Origin of the sequence: Streptomyces sp. NPDC005302, assembly GCF_040607345.1 — a bacterium.
Lineage (GTDB): Bacteria > Actinomycetota > Actinomycetes > Streptomycetales > Streptomycetaceae > Streptomyces.
Genome location: NZ_JBEXGN010000003.1, coordinates 187,512 through 203,890 on the forward strand (window position 1 = coordinate 187,512; position 16,379 = coordinate 203,890).

The window sequence follows — 16,379 nt, forward strand, 5'->3', positions numbered from 1 at the left end:
GACGGTGTCAGCCCTTCACCAGGAGTCCGCGGTTGCGCAGCACCCACCGCTCCACCGGACTGAAGATCAGCAGGTCGATGGCGATGCCCACGAACAGGATGAGGAAGATGGCGAGGAAGACCATCGACATGGAACTGGCGTTGCGGCCGTTCTCCAGCAACTGGCCGAGGCCCACGCCGAGGTCGGGGGAGGAGGCGATGATCTCCGCGGCCATCAGCGAACGCCAGGAGAAGGCCCAGCCCTGCTTCAGACCGGCGAGATAGCCCGGCAGCGCGGCCGGCATCACGACGTGCCAGGTGCCGCGCAGGCCCGTAGCACCCATCGTGCGGCCCGCCCGCAGGAACAGCGGCGGCACCTGGTCCACGCCCGACACCAGACCGTTGGCGATCGACGGGACCGCGCCGAGCAGGATCACCGCGTACATCATCGAGTTGTTCAGGCCCAGCCAGATGACGGCCGGCGGCACCCAGGCCACCGACGGGAGCGACTGGAGGCCGGACAGGATCGGGCCGATCGCGGCGCGCACGAACTTCACCCGGGCCACCACCAGGCCCAGCGGGGTCCCGATCACCAGGGCGAACAGGAAGCCGAGCAGACCGCGCGAGACGCTGGTCCAGATGTAGTCGAGCAGTGTGCCCTTGAGCCAGGCGTCCTGCACCTCGCCCCACACGTCGGACGGCGAGGGCAGCTTGGTCGGGTCGTCGACGATCTTGAAGGTGATCAGGGCCTGCCAGGCCACCAGCACCACCGCGGCGGCGACGAGCGGCGGCAGCACCTTCTGACGGAACGTCGTACCGAAGGACCTCCGGCGGGTGACGGAGGACTCCAGCGCGTCGAGTCCCGCCTCCAGACCGCCCAGCCCGTCGTTCTCCTTCTCCTCGACGGCGGCGTCGGCCTTGGTCTCAGTGCTGGCCATGGCGGCGGATCTCCCCACGCAGTTCTTCGGTGATCTCGATGGACAGTTCCGCCACGGGGGCGTCCTCGATGCGGCGCGGCTGCGGGATGTCGACCGTCCACTCGCGGGCCACGCGCCCGGGGCGGGAGGACAGCAGCACGACGCGCTGCGCGAGCCGCACCGCCTCGCGCACGTTGTGCGTGACGAACAGGACGGACACGCCCGTCTCGCGCCAGATCCGGGTCAGCTCGTCGTGCAGCACGTCCCGGGTGATGGCGTCCAGCGCCGCGAACGGCTCGTCCATCAGCAGGATCTGGCTGTCCTGCGCGAGCGCCCGCGCCAGCGCCACACGCTGGCGCATACCGCCGGACAGCTCGTGCACCCGCTTGCCGTACGCGCCCTGCAGCCGGACGAGTCCGAGCAGTTCCTCGGCCCTGTCGCGCCGCTCGGCCTTCGGAACTCCCCGCAGACGCAGGGCGAGTTCGATGTTCTTGCCCGCGGTGAGCCACGGGAACAGGGCGTGCTCCTGGAACATCAGAGCCGGTCGCCCATGGGTCGTGATGTCGCCGGCGGAGGGCTTGTCGAGCCCCGCCACCAGGTTCAGCAGGGTGGACTTACCGCACCCCGAGGCCCCCAGGAGGGTGACGAACTCGCCCGGAGCGACATCGAGGGTGATGTCGTCCAGGACGAGCTGGGGCCCCGCAGGTCCGGCGAAGGACTTCGAGACGTGCTCGATGCGGGCGGCGTACTCCGTCGTGCCGACGCCGTCCGCGGCCTTGGCGAGGGTCGTGGCCATGATCGTCACCTCCTGGGAACTCTTCGGGATCCGGGCTTACTTGACGCCGAGACCGGCGTCCGCGACCGGGCTCTCGCCCGCGTCCTTGAGGACCTTGTTCAGGAGCGTGAGGTCGTAGATGCCCTGCAGGTCGGGCTTCTCCAGGAGACCGGCCTTCACCGCGTGGTCCGCCTCGGTGGTCAGGGTGGAGGCCAGCGGGTCGTTGGTGATCTGGATGGACTTCCAGGCCGGGTCGAGGACGTCGGCCGGCAGGGCCTTGCCCGAGTCCGTCTCCAACTGCTTGTTCGCCGACGCCTTGGCCTCGTCCGGGTTGGCGGTGATCCACTTGTTGGTCTCGACCGAGCCCTTGAGGACCGCCTCGACGACCTTCGGGTGCTCCTTGAGGAACTTCTGCGACACGATGATGTTCGTGATCACGAACTTCTTGTCGGGCCACAGGTCCGACTCGTCGAGCAGCACCTTGCCACCCTCGGCGACCAGCTTGGACGCGGTCGGCTCCGGCACCCAGGCGCCGTCGATGGAACCGGACTTGTAGGCGTCCGGGGTGATCTTGTTGTCGGTGCGGACGACCGAGACGTCACCCTTGCCGCTCTGCGCGTCGACCTTCCAGCCCTGCTCCGCCGCCCAGTTGAGGAACGCGACGTCCTGGGTGTTGCCGAGCTGCGGCGTCGCGATCTTCTTGCCCTTGACGTCCTTCAGGGACGTGATCTTCTTGGGGTTGACGACGAGCTTGACGCCGCCCGAAGCCGAACCGCCGATGATGCGCAGGCTCTTGCCCTGGGACTTGGTGAAGCCGTTGATCGACGGTGAGGGGCCGATCCAGCCGATGTCGATGGAACCCGAGTTGAGGGCCTCGATCTCGGAGGGGCCGGCGTTGAAGATCTGGTACTTCGCCGAGGTGGCGCCGAGCTCCTTCTGGAAGAAGCCCTTCTGGTTGCCCACCAGCGCGGTGGCGTGCGTCAGGTTGCCGAAGTAGCCGATCTTCACGGAGTCGAGTCCGTCGATCTTCTTCGAACCGGCGGCGACCTTCGCCTTGGTGTCGTCCTTGGCCTCGGAGCCGTAGCTGCACGCCGCGAGGGCGAGCAGGGGGAGCGCGGTGGCGACGGCGAGGCCGCGGCGCAGCAGGGCGGAGCGGTGGGAGCGGATGGCAGGCACGGGAGGCGTTCCTCTCGTTGGCCCGGCGGTCACGCCCTTCTCAGGTCGTGGCCGGGAGGTCGGCAGGTCTTCGTCTTCGCAGGCTGTGGGGGGACGGGGCGCGCAGGCGGTGCGCGTACGTCATCACGCACATCGCGCGACTCCGCCCTGCCCGCTGCCGAGGGCGCCGCTGCCGACGCGGCCGCCCTCCTTCGCGAACGTGGACCAGTAGTCGATGGGGTTCATGTCAGAAGTCCCAACCGGCGTCTTCGGCGTCGGCGGCATCCTCGCTGACCGGCTGCGGCGCGGCGAACGACTCGCCGACCATGCCCGCGGTCAGTGTCGTCCCGTCGGCCGGGTCGATCAGGATGAACGCGCCGGTGCGCCGGGAGTCGGCGTACGCGTCGAGCGGGAGCGGTTCGGCGGTGCGGATCTTGACGCGGCCGATGTCGTTGGCGACCAGCCGGCCCGGGTGGGGGTGCAGCGAGAGGTCGTCCAGGGTCAGCCGGGACGGGATGTCCTTGACGATCGCCTTGACCGTGCGGGTGCCGTGCTTGAGCAGGACCCGGTGGCCGACGGTGAGCGGCGCGTCCGCCACGTGGCAGACCGTCGCCTCGACGTCCTGCGTGGTCGGCGGCGCGTCCTTGCTCGGCACGAGCAGGTCACCGCGGGAGATGTCGATGTCGTCCTCCAGCAGGAGGGTCACCGACTGCGGGGTCCAGGCGACGTCGACCGGGGTGCCCAGCAGGTCGATGCCGGCCACCTTCGAGGTGCGGCCGGACGGCAGCACGGTGACGCTTTCGCCGACGCGGAACGTACCGGCGGCGATCTGGCCCGCGTACCCCCGGTAGTCGGGGTGCTCGGCGGTCTGCGGGCGGATCACGTACTGCACGGGCAGCCGCGCGTGGCAGTGCGCCAGGTCGTGGCTGACCGGCACGGTCTCCAGGTGCTCCAGCACCGTCGGACCGCCGTACCAGTCCATGTTCGCGGAGGGTTCCACGACGTTGTCGCCGGCCAGTGCCGAGATGGGGATCGCGGTGATCTCGGGGACGCCCAGCTCGGAGGCGTACGCCGTGAACTCCTCGGCGATCGCCGCGAACACGGTCTCCTCGTACGCGACCAGGTCCATCTTGTTCACCGCGAGGACCACGTGCGGAACGCGGAGCAGGGCGGCGACGGCGGCGTGCCGGCGGGTCTGCTCGATGACGCCGTTGCGGGCGTCGACGAGGACGACGGCCAGGTCCGCGGTGGAGGCGCCGGTGACCATGTTCCGGGTGTACTGCACGTGCCCGGGGGTGTCGGCGAGGATGAACCGGCGCCGCGCGGTCGCGAAGTAGCGGTACGCGACGTCGATGGTGATGCCCTGTTCGCGCTCGGCGCGCAGGCCGTCGGTGAGCAGGGCGAGGTCCGGGGTGTCCTGGCCGCGGCCGGCCGAGACGCGCTCCACGGCCTCCAGCTGGTCCGTGAGGATCGACTTGGAGTCGTGCAGCAGCCGCCCGACGAGGGTGGACTTGCCGTCGTCGACGGAACCGGCGGTCGCGAAGCGCAGCAGCGTGGTCGCCGACAACTGCTCGACCGACAGGGGTTCGGTGGGTTCGGTGGTGCTGGTCATGTCTAGAAGTACCCCTCGCGCTTGCGGTCTTCCATCGCGGCCTCGGACACCTTGTCGTCGGCGCGGGTGGCGCCGCGCTCGGTGAGGCGGGAGGCGGCGATCTCGGCGATGACGGCGTCCAGCGTGGTCGCCTCGGAGTCGACGGCGCCGGTACAGGACATGTCGCCGACGGTGCGGTAGCGGACGAGCCGCTTCTCCACCGTCTCGCCGTCCTTCGGACCGCCCCACTCGCCGGCGGTCAGCCACATGTTGGCCCGCTGGAAGACGTCCCGCTCGTGCGCGAAGTAGATCTCGGGCAGTTCGATGCCCTCGCGGGCGATGTACTGCCAGACGTCCAGCTCCGTCCAGTTGGACAGCGGGAAGACGCGGACGTGCTCGCCGGGCGCGTGCCGCCCGTTGTACAGCTGCCACAGCTCGGGGCGCTGGCGGCGGGGGTCCCACTGGGAGAACTCGTCGCGCAGCGAGAACACCCGCTCCTTGGCCCGGGCCTTCTCCTCGTCGCGGCGTCCGCCGCCGAAGACGGCGTCGAAGCGCTCGGCCTGGATCCTCTCGGTGAGGGGGAGGGTCTGCAGCGGGTTGCGGATGCCGTCGGGCCGCTCGCGCAGCACACCGCGGTCGATGTAGTCCTGCACGGAGGCGACGTGCAGCCGCAGCCCGTGCTCCTGCACCGCGCGGTCGCGGTAGGCGAGGACCTCGGGGAAGTTGTGCCCGGTGTCCACGTGCAGCAGCGTGAAGGGGATCGCGGCGGGCGCGAACGCCTTCAGCGCGAGGTGCAGCATGACGATGGAGTCCTTGCCGCCGGAGAAGAGGATCACCGGCCGCTCGAACTCGCCCGCGACCTCGCGGAAGATGTGTACGGCCTCGGACTCCAGGGCGTCCAGGTGCGACAGCGCGTACGGGCTGCTGTCCGTGTCCCCGGTGACACTGGCGACGGTCGTCATGCGAGACCCCTCTCGGTGAGCAGCGCGTGCAGCGCGGCCGCGGACTCCTGCACGGTCTGGGTGTGCGACGCGATGCGCAGATCGGGCGACTCGGGCTCCTCGTAGGGATCGTCGACGCCGGTCAGGCCCGAGATCTCGCCCGCGGCCTGCTTGGCGTACAGCCCCTTCACGTCGCGCACCGAGCAGACCTCGACCGGCGTCGCCACGTGCACCTCCAGGTAGGCGGTGCCCCCGGCCCGATGGCGGCCCCGGACCGCCTCACGGCTGTCCGCGTACGGCGCGATCACCGGCACGAGCGCCTTGACGCCGTTGCGTGCCAGCAGTTCGGCGAGGTAGCCGATCCGCCGTACGTTCGTGTCGCGGTCCGCGCGGGAGAAGCCGAGACCGGCGGAGAGGAACTCGCGGACCTCGTCGCCGTCGAGCACCTCGACGCGGTGGCCCTCCTCGCGCAGCCGGCCGGCCAGCTCGTAGGCGATGGTGGTCTTGCCGGCACTCGGCAGACCCGTGAGCCAGACGGTGGCTCCGGTCGTCACTTGCTGCTCCTGGGAGATCGTGGGGTCCGCGGCCGTCGCGGCCGTCGTCGTCGGCGTCATCCGTGCAGCCCGCACTCGGTCTTCGAGCGGCCGGACCAGCGGCCGGCGCGCGCGTCCTCGCCCGCCAGCACCCGGCGGGTGCAGGGCGCGCAGCCGACGGAGGCGTAACCGTCCGTCAGCAGGGGGTTGGTGAGGACGCCGTGTTCGGCGACGTACGCGTCGACGTCGTCCTGCGTCCAGCGGGCGATGGGCGAGATCTTGACCTTGCGGCGCTTCTCGTCCCAGCCGACGACCGGGGTGTTCGCCCGGGTCGGGGACTCGTCGCGGCGCAGGCCGGTCGCCCAGGCGTCGTAGGCGGTCAGGCCCTCTTCGAGGGGCTGGACCTTGCGCATCGCGCAGCACTGGTCGGGGTCGCGGTCATGCAGCCGCGGCCCGAACTCGGCGTCCTGCTCGGCGACCGTGCGGCGCGGGGTGAGCGTGATGACGTTGACGTCCATCACGGCCTCGACCGCGTCGCGGGTGCCGATGGTCTCGGGGAAGTGGTACCCGGTGTCGAGGAACACCACGTCGACGCGGTGGTCGCCGGTGAACACGCGGGAGGCCAGATGGGCGACGACCGCGTCCTCCATCGAGGAGGTGACGCAGAACTTCCCGCCGAAGGTCTCCGCGGCCCAGCGGAGGATCTCCAGGGCCGAGGCGTCCTCCAGATCGCGCCCCGCCCGCTCGGCGAGGTCCTTCAAGTCCTCGTCCGTGCGCTCTTGCTGAAGTGCCGTCATATCTCCGCCCCTCCACGGTCGTCCTGCCGAAGGCCCCGGGACAGCAGCCCGAGGAACTTCAGCTGGAAGGCCCGGTTGCACGCCGCGCATTCCCACGCGCCGTGGCCTTCTTCGCTGGGTCGCAGGTCCTCGTCCCCGCAGTAGGGGCAGTAGAACGGCGCTGCTCGCTCGCTCATGACAGCGCCTCCTCGGAGGCGCGCGAGGCCCAGACGGCGAAGCGCTCGCCGTCCTCGCGCTCCGCCTGGAAGCGCTTGAGGACCCGCTCGATGTAGTCCGGCAGCTCGTCCGAGGTGACCTTCAGGCCGCGGACCTTGCGGCCGAACCCGGCCTCCAGGCCGAGCGCGCCGCCCAGGTGCACCTGGAAGCCCTCGACCTGCTCGCCCTGTTCGTCGAGGACCAGCTGGCCCTTGAGACCGATGTCCGCGACCTGGATGCGGGCGCAGGCGTTCGGGCAGCCGTTGATGTTGATGGTGATGGGCTCTTCGAACTCGGGGATGCGGCGCTCGAGTTCGTCGATCAGGGAAGCTCCGCGCGCCTTGGTCTCGACGATCGCGAGCTTGCAGTACTCGATGCCGGTGCAGGCCATCGTGCCGCGCCGGAAGGTGGAGGGACGGGCCGTCAGGTCGAGCGCCTCCAGGCCCTCGACGAGCGAGTCGATCCGCGTCTCGTCCACGTCGAGCACGATCATCTTCTGCTCGACCGTGGTGCGCAGCCGGCCCGAGCCGTGCGCCTCGGCCAGTTCGGCGATCTTCGTCAGGGTCGCGCCGTCCACGCGGCCGACGCGCGGCGCGAATCCGACGTAGTAGAGGCCGTCGTTCTGACGGTGCACGCCGACGTGGTCCCGCCAGCGGGCGACGGGCTGGGCGGGGGCGGGCCCGTCGACCAGCTTCCGCTCCAGGTAGTCGTCCTCCAGGATCTGGCGGAACTTCTCCACACCCCAGTCGGCGACCAGGAACTTCAGGCGGGCGCGGGTGCGCAGCCGCCGGTAGCCGTAGTCACGGAAGATCGACAGGACGCCGATGTGGACGTCCGCGACCTCGTCGAGCGGGATCCACGCGCCGAGACGCTGGCCGATCTTCGGGTTGGTGGACAGGCCGCCGCCGACCCAGAGGTCGAAACCGGGGCCGTGGTCCGGGTGGTTCACGCCGACGAAGGCGACGTCGTTGATCTCGTGTGCCACGTCGAGCAGCGGCGAGCCCGAGATCGCGGTCTTGAACTTGCGGGGCAGGTTCGAGAAGTCCGGGTTGCCGACGACCCGGCGGTGGATCTCCTCGATCGCCGGGGTGCCGTCGATGATCTCGTCCTCGGCGATGCCGGCGACGGGCGAACCGAGGATGACGCGGGGCGTGTCACCGCAGGCCTCGGTCGTGGACAGGCCCACGGCCTCCAGCCGGTCCCAGATCTCCGGGACGTCCTCGATGCGGATCCAGTGGTACTGCACGTTCTGCCGGTCGGTGAGGTCGGCGGTGCCGCGCGCGAACTCCTGCGAGATCTCGCCGATGACGCGCAGCTGCTGGGTGGTCAGCCGCCCGCCGTCGATACGGACGCGCAGCATGAAGTACTTGTCGTCCAGCTCCTCCGGCTCCAGGATCGCGGTCTTGCCGCCGTCGATCCCGGGCTTGCGCTGGGTGTAGAGACCCCACCAGCGCATCCGGCCGCGCAGGTCGTTGGGGTCGATCGAGTCGAAGCCCCGCTTGGAGTAGATCGTCTCAATGCGTGTCCGCACGTTGAGACCGTCGTCGTCCTTCTTGAACTGCTCGTTGCCGTTGAGGGGGGTGTGATGACCCACGGCCCACTGACCCTCGCCGCGGTGACGGCTCACCTTGCGGCGGGGCGCGGCGTCGGGATTCTGCGGGGTGGCGGCCATGGCTGTTACGTCCTTCGAGACTGCGGGACAGGTCTGACTGCGGCTCTGACCTGCGCGCACGGGCGCATACGGAGGTATGGGCGCGAGGCTGCGCGGGGAGTGCAGAAAGGGAGGGAAGTCGGCGTTGCTGTGCTGATCAGCTCGCCGGACAGATGGCGCTGGACATGCGGCCGAGGTCGACGTGCCGCCGACTCACCAAGGCAATCCCAGTTCCAGACATGACGGAAGCGTGTCACGCGGATCTCGGGCCAGTCCACCATCATCCAGAATGTGGACACCCTTGTCCCGCATGACGAGACAAGGGTGTCGCCGGTCACAGCACCGGGTTCGCGCGCGTGCGCGGGGAGGTGAGGGAAGGGCGCGGGTCAGGCGGTGTGGGCTCCGGGCCACGGGCCCGGGGTGGCCACCTCGCGCTCCTCCTCGACCTTGGTGTCGAAGAGCTTGAAGCCGCGCCGCAGGTAGTTGTCCATCGCGTGCTCGCCGTCCTTGCTGCAGGTGTGCAGCCAGACGCGCTTCGTCTCGGGCAGTCCGGGCCGGCGCTCGGCCAGGTCCCAGGCGCGCGCCGTCCCGTAGGACAGCAGGTGCCCGCCGATGCGGCGGCCGCGGAACGCGGGGATGAGCCCGAAGTAGGTGATCTCGACGACCCCGTCGTCCTGAGCGCCCAGCTCGACGTAGCCCGCCGGAGTCCCCCGGTCGTAGGCGACCCAGGTCTCGGCGCCCGGCTTGTCGAGGGCCTCCTGCCACTGCGCGTACGTCCAGGACAGCCGGTCGGTCCAGCGGATGTCGCCGCCCACGGAGGCGTACAGGAAGCGGCTGAACTCGGGGGAGGGGACCTCGGCGCGGACGATGCGGACGTCGCCGTCGGGGGCGATCGCGGGGAGCAGGTCGGTCGGTGCCGTCTGCTCCAGGGACCAGGTGGTCACGCTGACGTTGCTCATGCCGGTCAGGGAACCACGAGCGCGGGCGCCCCTCCAAAAGTGTCCCGAGGGGGCGAGGGCCGCCCGCTACTCCACCGACTTGTCGACCGACGACAGCGGTACCGCGTACAGCACCCGCTGCGCCACTGTGTCCGTGAGGGTCCACAGTTCGCCTGTCTGCGGCCAGTAGGAGAAGGCCCCGGGGCCGAGACCCCAGCAGGCGTGCGACTGGTCCGCGGTACAGGTGGCGGCCTGGGCCCCGTCTCCGTCCTGCCGCCACAGCGAACCGCGCAGGCTGCCGCTGTCGGACGGCCGGCCCACGTACCACCGGGCCTCGCTCGCGCCGGCGGAGCGGTGCGAGAGGACGCCGGTCACGCCGGCGCCCTTGGTCGAGTAGGCCTCGACCGCGTCCACGTGTCCCTGGGCGTCGGCGAGCAGCCCCGTGCGGTAGGCGGCGGTGCTGAACGGATAGCGCCAGACGCGGGTCCGCTCCGCGCGGCCGGAGGCGGCCTCCGTGGCCACCAGGCTGGCCGGTGCGGTCGTACGGTCCAGGGACAGCGAGCCGAAACAGGGGACCGCCCGGTCGCGGCCCCGCGTACAGGAGCCGCCCTCCGGGTCGTACGAGCCGATGGCGGGCATCACGTACCGGTAGCCGGCGGCCGAGTAGCCGGAGCCGGTCCGGCCCACGGCGGTGCTGTCCACACCGGTGCGCAGCACCCGGTGGAGGTCGAAGACGAGCAGGCCCGCGCCGTGCGCCGCGGTGACGATCAGCTTGTCCTGGTACCAGACCATGCCGCCGAGGCCCGAGCGGACCGCGGTGAAGTCCTTGCCGCCGGAACGGGGGGCGACGAGCAGCACCCACCGGTACCGGAGCGCCTCCGGGTCGGTGGCGTCGACGAAGGCGACCTTGGCGAAGCCCTCGCTCCGGGCCGTCGGTGCCGTTGCTCCGCCGCGGTGGGTCCAGCCCGCCAGGATCACCCGGCGGGTGCCCCACTGTCCGGTGACGTCGGCGTCCCCGGAGGTGGTCACGGAGCGCGGCTGCCACTGCCCGGTCCGCGCGTCCGCGCGGTCCCAGCAGTACGCGCGCGTGGCCGTCGGTTCGACGGGCAGCGCCGACCGTTCGCGCGTGGAGCAGTCGGCGGTGTTGCGCAGGGCATGGTCGGTGTCGTCCAGGACGCCCTCGACGCCGACGTTGCCGCCCATGTTCCCGCTGAGCGTGTCGAGCGACTCCCGGGAGGTGAGGTTCTCGTGCAGGCCCAGCTGCTGGGAGGCCGAGCCGGTGCGGAGTGCGGTGAGGCCGCCCGGGCTGTTGCCGCCGGTGGCCTGGGAGGTGCTGATCAGGGTGGCCGCCGCGGTGAGCGCGAGCGCGGTTCCGGCAAGGGTGGCGCGCAGCGCCTGACCCCTTCTGCGACGACGATGCCTGCCGCGCTGCTTCATGCGTCCTCCCGACTAGGCCAACTGCCTCCCCCGCCGAGGGCGTTGACGGAGAGACGCGTGGGGTGGCCTGTGAAGGGGATGCTACGACAGAGACCCCCGGGCCAGGACAAAGTCCACGGAAGACGCTCACTAAATACGCTCAGGTCATACCCTTCGTCCGTACCGCGGGGGGACGGACGGCCGCCCGCCCCCGCCGTCCGTCCGCCGCACCGCGCTCTCAGGACCGTCCCGGTTCGGCCGCCGACCGGGCTCCGAGCACCGCCGGCGCCGTCGAGTGCGGCAGCAGGTCCAGCGGGTCCTCGGGCAGCAGGACCGCCACCTCCACCTCCTCGCGGAAGCGGTAGGGCCGGTGGTCGAGGAGCCCCGTGAGCCGGCGCCGTACGCGGGACAGCTCGGCGCGGACGGTGACCGTGCGGGTCGGGTCGCCGAACAGGTCGACCGCGAGCTGCGCCGCGCTGCGTCCCTGCCGGTGCACGGCGAGGACGTACAGCAGCTCCGCGTGGCGCGGGCTCAGGTCCTGGGCCCAACTGCCCGCCGTGCCCGAGACGGTGACGCAGGGCCGCCGCGGGTCGGCGAGGTCGAGGAGGATCCGGGCGGCGCCATGGTGGTCCTCGGTCCCGGTGACCCGCAGCAGCCAGCCGCCCGGCATCGGCTCGGCGACGCACGTCCCGAGCGTGGGCAGCCACGTCCGGCCCGCGCCGAAGTCGTCCGGCAGCGGGACCCGGTCGACGGGCGGCATCCCGGTGACGGCGGCGAGCCAGCCGTGGGTGTCCACCACCATCGCCCGGCCGGACAGGCGCGACAGCAGGGGGGCGGCGACCGCGCGCAACCGTTCGATGGCCGTCAGGTGCCGGGTGCGCAGTTCACTTTCGGCCAGCCGCGACACCGTGTCGACCAGAGCGAGCGTGGCCGGGTGGAAGGTGGTGTCCGGGCCGCTCACGTCGACGACCCCGAGCAGCCGCCCGTCGCGCGGGTCGTGGACGGGAGCCGCCGCGCACGTCCACTCGTGCAGGGCGCGGACGAAGTGCTCGGCCGCGTGCACCTGCACCGGGGCGTCCACCGACAGGGCGGTGCCGATGGCGTTGGTGCCGGTGGTGTCCTCGCTCCAGTCGGCCCCTTCGGCCAGGCAGACGGAGTCGGCGCGGCGCAGCACGCCCGCGTTGCCCTCCCGCCACAGCACCCGGCCCTCCGGGTCCGCGACCACCATGATCTGCAGCGAGGCGTCGGCGACCGCTCCGAGCCCGGCGCTGAGGGTCGGCAGCACATCCGCGAGGACGGTGGACGTCCGCCGGTGTTCGAGTTCGTCCGACTGCAATCGCTCGCTGTCCGTTCCCTGTTCGGGATCGATGCCCAGACGTCTCATCCGCTGCCACGACTGGCCGATCACCGGTCGTGGAGCGATCAGAGGGCGTCCGCCCTTGACCGGCGCCGCCCAGCCTCCACGGAGAGGGGCGGACGTTTCGGACGCGTCGAGCGGTGCGAACGGGGTGGGACGGATCGATGTGGTCTTCACAGGGCACTCCCGGAACGAGGACCGCGGACGGGCCACGACGCCGCCGTCCTCCCACATCGTGCCTGCTCTCGGCCCGGCCCGCGCGGACTTCGCACAAGGTGCACAAAGGAATGCAACGGTCTGCAACTCTCGCCAACGGTCACAAGGTTCCCTGAAACTGACAGCGACGCCGCCTGAGCGGTGTCCGAGCTCCTGAACGGGGCCAAGGCGGGGGTGGTGCCGTGTCGGCGCAGCACCACCCCCGCGCCGGGAGCCCGTCAGGCCACCGGCCGGGCCCGCTCCACCACCGTGGCCAGATCCAGACTGTGCGGCAGCGTGCCGAACGCGGAACCCCAGTCCCCGCCCAGCCGTGACGCGCAGAACGCGTCCGCGACCTCCGGCGGCGCGTACCGGACGAGCAGCGAACCCTGCAGCACCGTCGCGATCCGCTCGACCAGCCGACGGGCCCGGCCCTCGATACCGTCCAGGTCGGCGAGTTCGGCCAGCAGGTTCTTGATGGCCCCGTCCAGCCGGTGGTCCGCCCCGCGCGCCTGTCCCACCTCCCGCAGATAGGCGTCCAGCGCCCCCGGCTCGCGCTGCAGCGCGCGCAGCACGTCCAGCGCCTGCACGTTGCCCGCGCCCTCCCAGACGGAGTTGAGGGGGGACTCGCGCAACAGCCTCGGCATGCCCGACTCCTCGACGTAGCCGTTGCCCCCCAGACACTCCAGCGCCTCCGCCGCGACCGGCGTACACCGCTTGGTCACCCAGTACTTGGCGGCCGGCACCGCGAGCCGCAGGAAGGCCCGCTCCTGCTCGCTGTCGTCGTCGTACGCCGCGGCCAGCCGCATCGCCAGCGTGGTGGCCGCCTCCGACTCCAGCGCCAGGTCCGCGAGGACGTTGCGCATCAGCGGCTTGTCGACGAGCCGTCCGCCGAACGCCTCGCGGTACGTGCAGTGGTGGACCGCCTGCGCGACGGCCTGCCGCATCAGCGCGGCCGAACCGAGCACGCAGTCGAGCCGGGTCGCCGCGACCATCTCGATGATGGTCCGCACCCCGCGTCCCTCGTCGCCCACCCGGCGGGCCCAGGTCCCGTCGAACTCGACCTCGCTCGACGCGTTGGAACGGTTGCCGAGCTTGTCCTTGAGACGCTGGATACGGAAGACGTTGCGGGTGTCGTCCTCCAGGACGCGCGGCACCAGGAAGCACGTCAGCCCGCCCGGCGCCTGCGCCAGCACGAGGAAGCCGTCCGACATCGGCGCCGAACAGAACCACTTGTGCCCGGTCAGGCCGTACGTCCCCTCCTCGGCGAGCGGACGCGCCTCGGTCGTGTTGGCCCGTACGTCGCTGCCCCCCTGCTTCTCCGTCATGCCCATACCGAAGATCACGCCGGACTTGCGGGAGGCGGGCCGCAGCTCCTGGTCGTAGATCGTGGACGTCAGCCGCGGCTCCCACTCGGCGGCGAGCGCCGGGTCGGTGCGCAGCGCGGGAACGGCCGCGTGGGTCATCGACAGCGGACAGCCGTTGCCCGCCTCGGCCTGCGCCCAGACGACGAAGCCCGCCGCCCGCCGCAGGTGCCCCCCGGGCCGGTTCCAGGCGGAGGTGAGACCCGCCGACACGCCCTTGCCGAGGAGCCGGTGCCAGGCCGGGTGGAAGTCGACCTGGTCGATCCGGTTGCCGTAGCGGTCGTGGGTGCGCAGCTTGGGCGGGTTCTCGTTGGCCAGCGCACCCCACTCCTGCACCTGGGCGGAACCGGAGGACCGGCCGAGCGCGGACAGTTCGTCACGGGCCTCGTCGAGAAGCCCTGGATCGAGATGCCGGTCGACCGCCTCGGTGAGGGCCCGGTCGGCGGCGAATACGTCATATCCGACCAGGGGCGGAGCCTGGTTGGTCACGGTGTGGGTGCTGGCTGCCATACGGATACGGTAAGGACGTGCACCAGGCAAAAGAAACACCTGAACGGCCCCGCCCGGGCCGCTTCCACCGCGCACGCGCGCTGTACCGGAACGTTTCGAAGCGCAGGACCGCCTGGCTGCTGCTCAAGGACACCGTCAACTCGTGCATGGAGTACCGGATCCTGGGACTGGCGGCCGAGGCCGCCTTCTTCACGCTCCTCTCCGTGCCGCCGCTGCTGCTCAGCATGATCGGGCTGCTCGGTTACGTGGACGCCTGGACGGGCGCCGACACCATCGCCAGCCTGGAGTCCAACCTGCTGGAGGCGTCCCGCACGGTCCTCACCGAAAAGGGCGTGCACCAGATCGCCGAGCCGATCCTGCACGACGTGATGAAGGGCGGCCGGCCCGACATCATCTCGCTCGGCTTCCTGTTCGCCCTGTGGTCGGGCTCGCGCGCGGTGAACGTCTTCATCGACACCATCACCGTGATGTACGGCCTCGACGGCACCCGCGGGATCGTGAAGACCCGGGTCATGTCCTTCCTGCTGTTCATCGTGGCGCTGCTGATCGGTTCGGTCGCGCTGCCGCTGATGGTGGCGGGACCGGACGCCGTGGTGAACTTCGTGCCGTGGTCGACCACCGTCGTGCAGGTCCTGTACTGGCCTGTCGTCATCGTGCTGTCGGTCGTCTTCCTGACCACGCTCTACCACGTGTCCGTGCCCGTCCGTTCACCGTGGGTGGAGGACGTGCCGGGCGCCCTGGTCGCCCTCGCCATGTGGGTGCTCGGCAGCTTCCTGCTCCGCATCTACCTCACCAACACCGTCGAGGGTCCCACCATCTACGGCTCCCTCGCCGCGCCGGTCGCCGTCCTGCTGTGGATCGGTGTGTCCGCGTTCGCCGTCCTCGTCGGCGCGGCCGTGAACGCCGCGATCGACCGGGTCTGGCCGGCCGCCGCCACCGCCGCGGCCCGCGCCGCCAACGAGCGGATGCGCGAGGCCCAGGCCGCCCAGTACGTGGCCCGCGTCGCCGCGACCCGCTCGTACGACTCCGATCCGGACGACCCCGACATGCCCTCCGAGTTCCCGGAACGCTGGTCGCGCTTCCTGCCCCCGGAGGACGTGACGTCCCGCCTGCGCACCCACGTCAAGAACACCCACCACCACGGCCACCGCCCGGAGAAGGACGGCGAGGAGCGCCCCCCGCACGACACCCCCTGACCGCCGCGTCCGTCAGGTCTTCCACGCCCCGTCCGCGGCGGCTTCCCGCGCGAACTCCGTGAAGTCCCGCGGCGCCCGCCCGAGGATCTCCCGGACCCCGTCGGACAGGTGGGAGTTCCGGCCGTCGAGCAGGCTCCCGAACAGGCCGACGAGGAACGCGACCTCCTCGGCCGGCACCCCGAACCCCGCGAGGACCTCGCCGTACTCCCGTGCCGACACCGGCGTGTACGCCATCGCCCCGCCCGTCGCCGCGGAGATCTCCGCGACCGCCTCCCGGAACGTCAGCAGCCGGGGCCCCGTCACCTCCACCTCCCGGCCGGTGAACCGCCCGCCCCCGGTCAGCACGGCCACCACGACGTCCGCGATGTCCCGGACGTCCACGAACGGCTCCCGCACCTCACCGGCCGGGAAGACCAGCTCCCCGTGGCGCAGCCCCTCCACCAGCGGACCCTCGCTGAAGTTCTGCGCGAACCACGACGCCCGTACGACCGTCCAGTCCGCCCCGGACGACCTGAGCGCCTCCTCCGTCGGCGCGGCCTGCTCCTCGCCCCGCGACGACAGCAGCACGAGGCGCCGCACCCCGAGCCGCACCGCCTCCCGGGCCAGCGCGCCGACCGCCTCCGCGGCGGCCGGCGAGCCCACGTCGACGGGATGCGCCAGGTACGCCGCGTCGGCGCCCGCGAGCGCCCGGCCCCACGTCGACGGCTCGTCCCAGTCGAAGCCCGTCGCGCGCGACCCGGGCCGCACCGTCAGCCCGGCCGCCCGCGCGGACGCCGCGACCCGGCTCCCGGTCCGCCCCGTCGCCCCCGTCACCAACACCGTGATGTTCCGCGTGTTCTCCGTCATGCCTCCGAGTCAACTGCCGCGCCG

Annotated in this window: 16 protein-coding genes; 1 reads left to right on the forward strand and 15 read right to left on the reverse strand. The window is 71.4% G+C overall.

The genetic code is table 11. The features are described from left to right. Window positions 1-7: 7 nt before the first annotated feature. The 14 genes from ABZT74_RS05390 to ABZT74_RS05455 form a co-directional block, all read right to left on the reverse strand. Window positions 8-916, reverse strand: coding sequence for an ABC transporter permease (locus tag ABZT74_RS05390; protein ID WP_356433469.1), 909 nt, complete (start codon window positions 914-916; stop codon window positions 8-10). Then, window positions 903-1,691 (reverse strand): ABC transporter ATP-binding protein, encoded by a 789-nt coding sequence (locus ABZT74_RS05395; RefSeq protein ID WP_355869190.1) that lies wholly within the window; start codon window positions 1,689-1,691, stop codon window positions 903-905. Before ABZT74_RS05395 ends, ABZT74_RS05390 begins: the two co-directional genes overlap by 14 nt. A 36-nt stretch (window positions 1,692-1,727) precedes the next feature. Beyond that, complete coding sequence (locus tag ABZT74_RS05400; RefSeq protein ID WP_356433643.1) at window positions 1,728-2,837, reverse strand: aliphatic sulfonate ABC transporter substrate-binding protein; 1,110 nt, start codon at window positions 2,835-2,837, stop codon at window positions 1,728-1,730. A gap of 235 nt (window positions 2,838-3,072) precedes the next feature. Next, a complete protein-coding gene (locus tag ABZT74_RS05405) occupies window positions 3,073-4,437 on the reverse strand; it encodes a GTP-binding protein (RefSeq protein WP_355869193.1) in 1,365 nt (454 codons plus the stop codon). Between the two features lie 2 nt (window positions 4,438-4,439). Then, window positions 4,440-5,378: a sulfate adenylyltransferase subunit CysD gene (cysD, locus tag ABZT74_RS05410; RefSeq protein WP_356165204.1), complete on the reverse strand. Its 939-nt coding sequence runs from the start codon at window positions 5,376-5,378 to the stop codon at window positions 4,440-4,442. Beyond that, window positions 5,375-5,911, reverse strand: coding sequence for an adenylyl-sulfate kinase (gene cysC / locus ABZT74_RS05415; RefSeq protein WP_355869639.1), 537 nt, complete (start codon window positions 5,909-5,911; stop codon window positions 5,375-5,377). Before cysC ends, cysD begins: the two co-directional genes overlap by 4 nt. 56 nt (window positions 5,912-5,967) lie before the next feature. Next, window positions 5,968-6,687, reverse strand: a complete 720-nt coding sequence (locus ABZT74_RS05420) for a phosphoadenylyl-sulfate reductase (protein ID WP_355869199.1) — start codon at window positions 6,685-6,687, stop codon at window positions 5,968-5,970. Beyond that, window positions 6,684-6,863 carry a hypothetical protein gene (locus ABZT74_RS05425; protein ID WP_081220004.1) on the reverse strand — a complete coding sequence of 60 codons (180 nt, stop codon included), beginning with the start codon at window positions 6,861-6,863 and terminating at the stop codon, window positions 6,684-6,686. The genes ABZT74_RS05420 and ABZT74_RS05425 overlap by 4 nt, the downstream gene beginning before the upstream one ends. Next, a complete protein-coding gene (locus ABZT74_RS05430; protein WP_356433470.1) occupies window positions 6,860-8,554 on the reverse strand; it encodes a nitrite/sulfite reductase in 1,695 nt (564 codons plus the stop codon). Before ABZT74_RS05430 ends, ABZT74_RS05425 begins: the two co-directional genes overlap by 4 nt. 136 nt (window positions 8,555-8,690) lie before the next feature. Then, entirely contained in the window at window positions 8,691-8,774 is an 84-nt protein-coding gene (locus ABZT74_RS05435) for a putative leader peptide (RefSeq protein ID WP_309486338.1), read from the reverse strand. 145 nt (window positions 8,775-8,919) lie between these two features. Further along, on the reverse strand, window positions 8,920-9,492 hold the full coding sequence (locus ABZT74_RS05440; RefSeq protein ID WP_356433471.1) for a GNAT family N-acetyltransferase: 573 nt from the start codon (window positions 9,490-9,492) through the stop codon (window positions 8,920-8,922). A 66-nt stretch (window positions 9,493-9,558) separates the two neighbouring features. Then, a complete protein-coding gene (locus ABZT74_RS05445) occupies window positions 9,559-10,908 on the reverse strand; it encodes a hypothetical protein (RefSeq protein ID WP_356433472.1) in 1,350 nt (449 codons plus the stop codon). Between the two features lie 217 nt (window positions 10,909-11,125). Next, complete coding sequence (locus ABZT74_RS05450) at window positions 11,126-12,271, reverse strand: GAF domain-containing protein (RefSeq protein ID WP_355869642.1); 1,146 nt, start codon at window positions 12,269-12,271, stop codon at window positions 11,126-11,128. A 407-nt stretch (window positions 12,272-12,678) separates the two neighbouring features. After that, complete coding sequence (locus ABZT74_RS05455; RefSeq protein ID WP_164375017.1) at window positions 12,679-14,313, reverse strand: acyl-CoA dehydrogenase family protein; 1,635 nt, start codon at window positions 14,311-14,313, stop codon at window positions 12,679-12,681. Window positions 14,314-14,330: 17 nt separating this feature from the next. Between ABZT74_RS05455 and ABZT74_RS05460 the strand changes: the two genes are divergently transcribed. Further along, a complete protein-coding gene (locus tag ABZT74_RS05460) occupies window positions 14,331-15,509 on the forward strand; it encodes a YihY/virulence factor BrkB family protein (protein WP_356165222.1) in 1,179 nt (392 codons plus the stop codon). 12 nt (window positions 15,510-15,521) lie between these two features. Here ABZT74_RS05460 and ABZT74_RS05465 read toward each other — a convergent pair whose 3' ends face one another. Continuing rightward, entirely contained in the window at window positions 15,522-16,355 is an 834-nt protein-coding gene (locus ABZT74_RS05465) for an NAD(P)H-binding protein (protein ID WP_356433473.1), read from the reverse strand. Window positions 16,356-16,379: the final 24 nt, after the last annotated feature.

What these genes read in the sequence shown, in the direction of transcription:
- ABZT74_RS05405 (WP_355869193.1), bottom strand. Translation starts at nt 4,437, where the DNA reads ATGACCAGCACCACCGAACCCACCGAACCCCTGTCGGTCGAGCAGTTG.
- ABZT74_RS05440 (WP_356433471.1), bottom strand. Translation starts at nt 9,492, where the DNA reads ATGAGCAACGTCAGCGTGACCACCTGGTCCCTGGAGCAGACGGCACCG.
- ABZT74_RS05390 (WP_356433469.1), bottom strand. Translation starts at nt 916, where the DNA reads ATGGCCAGCACTGAGACCAAGGCCGACGCCGCCGTCGAGGAGAAGGAG.
- ABZT74_RS05395 (WP_355869190.1), bottom strand. Translation starts at nt 1,691, where the DNA reads ATGGCCACGACCCTCGCCAAGGCCGCGGACGGCGTCGGCACGACGGAG.
- ABZT74_RS05420 (WP_355869199.1), bottom strand. Translation starts at nt 6,687, where the DNA reads ATGACGGCACTTCAGCAAGAGCGCACGGACGAGGACTTGAAGGACCTC.
- ABZT74_RS05450 (WP_355869642.1), bottom strand. Translation starts at nt 12,271, where the DNA reads ATGAGACGTCTGGGCATCGATCCCGAACAGGGAACGGACAGCGAGCGA.
- ABZT74_RS05455 (WP_164375017.1), bottom strand. Translation starts at nt 14,313, where the DNA reads ATGGCAGCCAGCACCCACACCGTGACCAACCAGGCTCCGCCCCTGGTC.
- ABZT74_RS05435 (WP_309486338.1), bottom strand. Translation starts at nt 8,774, where the DNA reads ATGTCTGGAACTGGGATTGCCTTGGTGAGTCGGCGGCACGTCGACCTC.
- ABZT74_RS05445 (WP_356433472.1), bottom strand. Translation starts at nt 10,908, where the DNA reads ATGAAGCAGCGCGGCAGGCATCGTCGTCGCAGAAGGGGTCAGGCGCTG.
- ABZT74_RS05430 (WP_356433470.1), bottom strand. Translation starts at nt 8,554, where the DNA reads ATGGCCGCCACCCCGCAGAATCCCGACGCCGCGCCCCGCCGCAAGGTG.
- ABZT74_RS05425 (WP_081220004.1), bottom strand. Translation starts at nt 6,863, where the DNA reads ATGAGCGAGCGAGCAGCGCCGTTCTACTGCCCCTACTGCGGGGACGAG.
- ABZT74_RS05465 (WP_356433473.1), bottom strand. Translation starts at nt 16,355, where the DNA reads ATGACGGAGAACACGCGGAACATCACGGTGTTGGTGACGGGGGCGACG.
- cysD (WP_356165204.1), bottom strand. Translation starts at nt 5,378, where the DNA reads ATGACGACCGTCGCCAGTGTCACCGGGGACACGGACAGCAGCCCGTAC.